6 protein-coding genes are annotated in these 4396 nt (G+C 72.1%); 3 read left to right on the top strand and 3 right to left on the bottom strand.

Going from position 1 to position 4396, the window contains the following annotated elements; all coding sequences use genetic code 11:
- Positions 1–833, bottom strand: an 833-nt coding sequence (locus AB0O29_RS34285) for an AfsR/SARP family transcriptional regulator (protein ID WP_365159873.1), incomplete at its 3' end; no start/stop codon positions are given.
- Between the two features lie 217 nt (positions 834–1050).
- On the opposite strand from AB0O29_RS34285, the gene AB0O29_RS34280 reads away from it, so the two are divergent.
- Complete coding sequence (locus AB0O29_RS34280; RefSeq protein ID WP_365159870.1) at positions 1051–1425, top strand: hypothetical protein; 375 nt, start codon at positions 1051–1053, stop codon at positions 1423–1425.
- Between the two features lie 84 nt (positions 1426–1509).
- Positions 1510–2499 carry a PQQ-binding-like beta-propeller repeat protein gene (locus AB0O29_RS34275; protein WP_365159867.1) on the top strand — a complete coding sequence of 330 codons (990 nt, stop codon included), beginning with the start codon at positions 1510–1512 and terminating at the stop codon, positions 2497–2499.
- Between the two features lie 4 nt (positions 2500–2503).
- Here AB0O29_RS34275 and AB0O29_RS34270 read toward each other — a convergent pair whose 3' ends face one another.
- On the bottom strand, positions 2504–3283 hold the full coding sequence (locus AB0O29_RS34270) for a DUF4239 domain-containing protein (protein ID WP_365159864.1): 780 nt from the start codon (positions 3281–3283) through the stop codon (positions 2504–2506).
- Positions 3284–3534: 251 nt separating this feature from the next.
- Here AB0O29_RS34270 and AB0O29_RS34265 point away from each other — a divergent pair, with 251 nt between their 5' ends.
- Positions 3535–3882 (top strand): hypothetical protein, encoded by a 348-nt coding sequence (locus AB0O29_RS34265; RefSeq protein WP_365159862.1) that lies wholly within the window; start codon positions 3535–3537, stop codon positions 3880–3882.
- 44 nt (positions 3883–3926) lie between these two features.
- Here the strand turns inward: AB0O29_RS34265 and AB0O29_RS34260 are convergent, their stop codons facing one another.
- The gene (locus tag AB0O29_RS34260; protein ID WP_365159859.1) at positions 3927–4295 is read right to left on the bottom strand and encodes a DUF4190 domain-containing protein; all 369 of its coding nucleotides are present in this window, start codon (positions 4293–4295) and stop codon (positions 3927–3929) included.
- Between the last annotated feature and the right edge of the window lie 101 nt (positions 4296–4396).

Below are 4396 nucleotides of genomic sequence, written 5' to 3'. Positions count from 1 at the left end.
CCGGGGGGTGCGGCCGGGGGCGCCTGCCGGGCGGGTCCCGCGCCGCCGCCCCGCGGTGGGACGGCGGCCGGGAGGAGCGCCGGGTCGTCCCGCAGGATCGCCTCGTGCAGCTCGACCAGTTCGGGCCCGGGAGCCATGCCGAGCTCGTCGATGAACCGGCGCCGGGCCTCCCGGAAGCTCTCCATCGCCTCGGCCCGGCGCCCGGAGCGGTACTGGGCGAGGATGAGCTGGTGGCGGGCCCGTTCGCGCAGCGGGTGCTCGCGCACCGCGGCCGCGAGCTGGGGCAGCAGCAGTTGGTGCTGGCCGAGTTCGAGCCGTACGTCGGTCAGCGCCTCGTGGACGTTGACCCGGACCTCGTCCCACCGGGCGGCCTCGGCCTCGACGGCCTGCCCGGTGACCCCGGCGAGCGCGGGGCCGCGCCACAGCCCGAGGGCCTCGCCGTAGGCGCGGGCGGCGTCGGCCGGCCTGTGCTCGCGCGTCGCGGTCTCCGCCTCGGCGACCAGGCCGGTGAAGGTGAGGCCGTCGAGCGCGTGCCCGTCGACGCGCAGGACGTAGCCGGGGTGCGCGGTGGCGATGACCTCCTCGTCCACGCCCTCGGCCTTGAGCGCCTTGCGCAGGGCCGCGATGACGATGGCGATCTGGGTCCGGGCGGTGGCGGGCGGGCCGTCGTGCCAGACCACGTCCACCAGGGTGTCGACGGGCACGATCCGTCCGGCGTTCAGCAGCAGAAGGCCGAGGACCGTGCGTTGACGGGCGCCTCCGAGCGCGACCACGCGCCCACCCACGGTGACCGTGAGCGGGCCGAGCATTCTGAAGTCGAGCTGTTCGCCCACTGGTTCTCCCCCGTTTGCCGGCCGCGCCCACCGACATGATCACCATATCCGCCGCTGGCCGCCACACCTTCGACGGGCTCGGTCTTGACCCCAATTGTCCATTGATAAAAGGCAGTTGCCCCACCGATACGAGCAAGTACCCTGATCATGAAACGTCCGGAGACCAACGTGTTCTCCGGACGCACGATGCCATCGACCGAACGGGGGACATTCTCGTATGTCCAAGAACATCGCGGCCCGCGCCGCCGCAGCCGCCGGCAGCCTCGCCCTGGCCACCACCGGAGTCCTCGTGGGCGCGGGTACGGCCTCCGCCGGCACCAACGGGCAGCAGATCTCCTTCACGGACCACGCGACGCCCGGCTACCGGCACTCGATCGAGCTCTACGGCTACAACAACAACGGCGAGGAGAGCCTCGGCTGCTTCAACATCAACTCGGGCGGGACCACCCGTATCTCCGGCTGGTGGTGGCGGGGTGACCTGACGGTCAAGTCGTACAACAGCTACAACTGCCAGAACAACTACAGCTGGGGCACCCACGTCTCCGTCCCGTACTCCCAGAGCGGCGACTGGACCTACGTCACCGGCTACTAGGCCGGCGCGAGACCGCCACGGGTGGCCGTCCCGGGCCAGGGGGCACCTTCGTCGGGGGCGGGCCGCCAGTGGTGGGATGGCCTGATGATCGCCACAGTCCTCTGGGAGCGTGACCTGCACCAGCGGGGCGGCTCTTCCGCATTCGTCCTGGGGCCGGACTGTGTCGTCCTGCATGAGCGGCACACCCGGCTGGTCTGCCTGGAGCGTGCCGACGGCGCGGTGCGCTGGGACGTCCCGCTCGGTACCTGGCCGCGCGGGATCGTCCTCGCGGGGGACCGCGTGCTGGTGTTGCCGCAGACGCCGGACCTCCTGTCCTGTATCGATCTGCGGACGGGCGCGTCGCTGTGGAGCACCCCGACACCGAGATGGACGGGGAACCTCGCGGTCTGTTCGGACACCGTGGTGATCGGCGGTTGGCGCGGCTACACCCCGATGAGCGGCCTGGACCTCGCCGACGGGGGCGTCCGGTGGACGACACCGTCGCCGGTGACGTCCGTACGGACCCTGGCGTGGGCCGGCGGGGTGCTCACCGGCAGCGGGTGCGAGGCGGTTCTCCTCGATCCGGCTGACGGGAGCGACCTGGCGCGGTGGCGGCTGCCGGACCCGCTCGCGGGACCCGACGTGAAGGCGTTCGTCCCGGTGGACGCGGACCGGGTGGTGGCGGTCGGGGAGGCCGCGTCGCTGATGACCTTCGGGACCGGTGCGGAGCGGCCCGCCCGGCTCGGAACCTACGGGCCGTTCCGGGCGGTCGGGTGCATCGACGGGTCGGTCTGGATGATGCGGTCCGGCGGAGGGTTTCTCGCGGTGGATCCCACCGACGGGACGTCGCCGTGGGCGGTCGAGGCGGACCGGCGGATGGTGGCCGACCCGCTGCCGTACGCCGACGGCCTCCTGGTCGGGGACGTCAACGGCGGCATCCGGCGGCTGGGGCCCGACGGCCGGCACGTGGAGGGGTGTTCCCTGTCAGGCAGGCGCCTGAACGCATTGGCCGCCGCCGGCGACGGCGGGCTGTTCTTCGCGGCGAAGGGCACCTTCGGCTCCTTCACCCTCACCTCGAAAGCCCCCGCGGCCTGACACGTCATCCGTACCAGAAGCGTTCGAGTGCGCCCTGGGTGTAGGCGGCGGGGCTGACGCAGAGGTCACCGGCGAAGGGCCGGTCGAGGACGATGATCAGGAGCAGGGTGAAGCCGATCAGTCCGGACACGGCTCCTACGAAGAGCAGTTGCATGCGCACGCGTCTGATGCCGTAGAGGAACGTGAGGGGGATCAGGACCAGCGCGCCGCCGTAGGCGAGGGCCTGGAGGAGGACGGGGAGCTGGGTGGACGCGGTGGCGATCCGGGCTCGGCGCTGTGCGGAGACGTCGTTGAGGCGGCTGACCATCTCGTCGTAGAAGGCCTCTTGGCGTGCGCTTTGGGGGTTGTAGGCCTGGAGGGCGTCGAACATGGCGCGCATCTGGGGTTCGGTCGCGTCGAAATCGCCGCGACCCTGCCGCATCCGTGGCCACGACTGGTCCACGACGGCGCGGACGTAGTCGGCGACGGACCGGTCGATCTTGTTCTGGGCCTCCTGGGGGAAGGCCTCGGCGTCGCGCACGATCACCGCGAGGTCCGTGGCCTCGGCGGACACCACGGCCTGCGCGGTCTCCAGCTGGGTCCACAGGGTGACCACGACGAAGGCCAGGATGATGCCGTAGATGGCTCCGAAGACCCCGAGGACGACGCCGACCATGTCGTTGTGCTCGCCCTCGGCGAGTACGGGGTACCTGCGGCGGACCAGGACGCTGCCGAGCAGCGAGAGCGCGACGATCCCGCCCACCACGAGGAGGGTGAGAGTGAGGGTACTGAGATGGTTGAGCATCCAGAGCGCCACCGGTCCAGCATTCCCGACGGGCTGTGACCACCGGAGGATGACGCCCCGGAGGTCCCTCCGTGATCACTCGTCCGGTCAGGCGTCCGCCGCGATGTGCCGCCTCCGCGCCGACGCGGGTGAGATCACGTCATGGTGTGCCCGGCTGCTGCGAACGGGTGGCAGGGGCGGGCCCCTCCGGGGAGAATGCCGCAGGACGGTCGAGTGCTGGACGAGGAGGGCGGCGCACGGTGGTGTGGTGGGTGGTGCAGGAGCACCAGAGCAAGAGCGACCCGACACGGTTCGACCTCCACGCCGTCCACCGCTTCCGCACCCGCGAGGCCGCCACCGCCCGCTTCCTGTGGACGCAGGCGCAGTTCGGCCAGGCCTCCCAGGACAGGGTCCGCTACCCCGTCAACAGCCTCTGGCACGACGTCCGGGCCCGCCCCTTCCCGCCGTCGGCCGCCATCCGGGCCGCGACCGGTCCCTGGCGCCTGCTGGTCCACGAGAGCGGCGGCGTCGAGGTCCACCAGTTCCCCGCCGCCCCCGCCGAGGGTGAACTCGCCGCCGTCCTTGAGGCGTTGCAGGAAGCCGCCCGGGCGGAAGCGTGAACCCGCGGCCGGCCTGTGCGGGGCTCCGGCATCGCCGTCCGGGCCTATCGGGACCCGAGGTTCCGGCGGACGCATTCGACGTACTGGTGGAGGTCCTCGGGCCGGTAGCACTCCTGCGTCCGGTTCGCGTACCAGACGAGCAGAACCGCGGCCAGGACGGAAACGGCGACCGCGGCGAGTGACAGCACCAGCCCGATGACCGCCCGGGCCCGGCCGACGGCGACGCCGCCGTCACGGCGCCCGGCCCCCCGCAGGCCGAAGGCCCCCGTGCACAGCCCGGCGAGCCCGAGGACGCCGCCGACGACCGCGAACGAGGTGAACAGCCCGAGCGCGCCCAGCACGACGGCCGCCGTCGCCGGAGTGTTGCGCCCTGCCGCCGGCCGCGTGGCCGCCGCCGTTCCCTGTATTCCCATCCCGGGGTCCCTCCGTGATTAGTCGATCCGTCCGGTTCCTCCGGACAGGACCGATCATGGGCCGCGGCACCGGGTGCGCGCCTCCCGTGCGGGAGGGAAAC

The sequence above is a fragment of the Streptomyces sp. NPDC089915 genome (assembly GCF_040684675.1).
In the GTDB taxonomy this organism is placed as follows: Bacteria; Actinomycetota; Actinomycetes; order Streptomycetales; family Streptomycetaceae; genus Streptomyces.
Note: the sequence above shows the minus strand (reverse complement) of the source record. Positions and strands in the feature narration are given on the sequence as shown.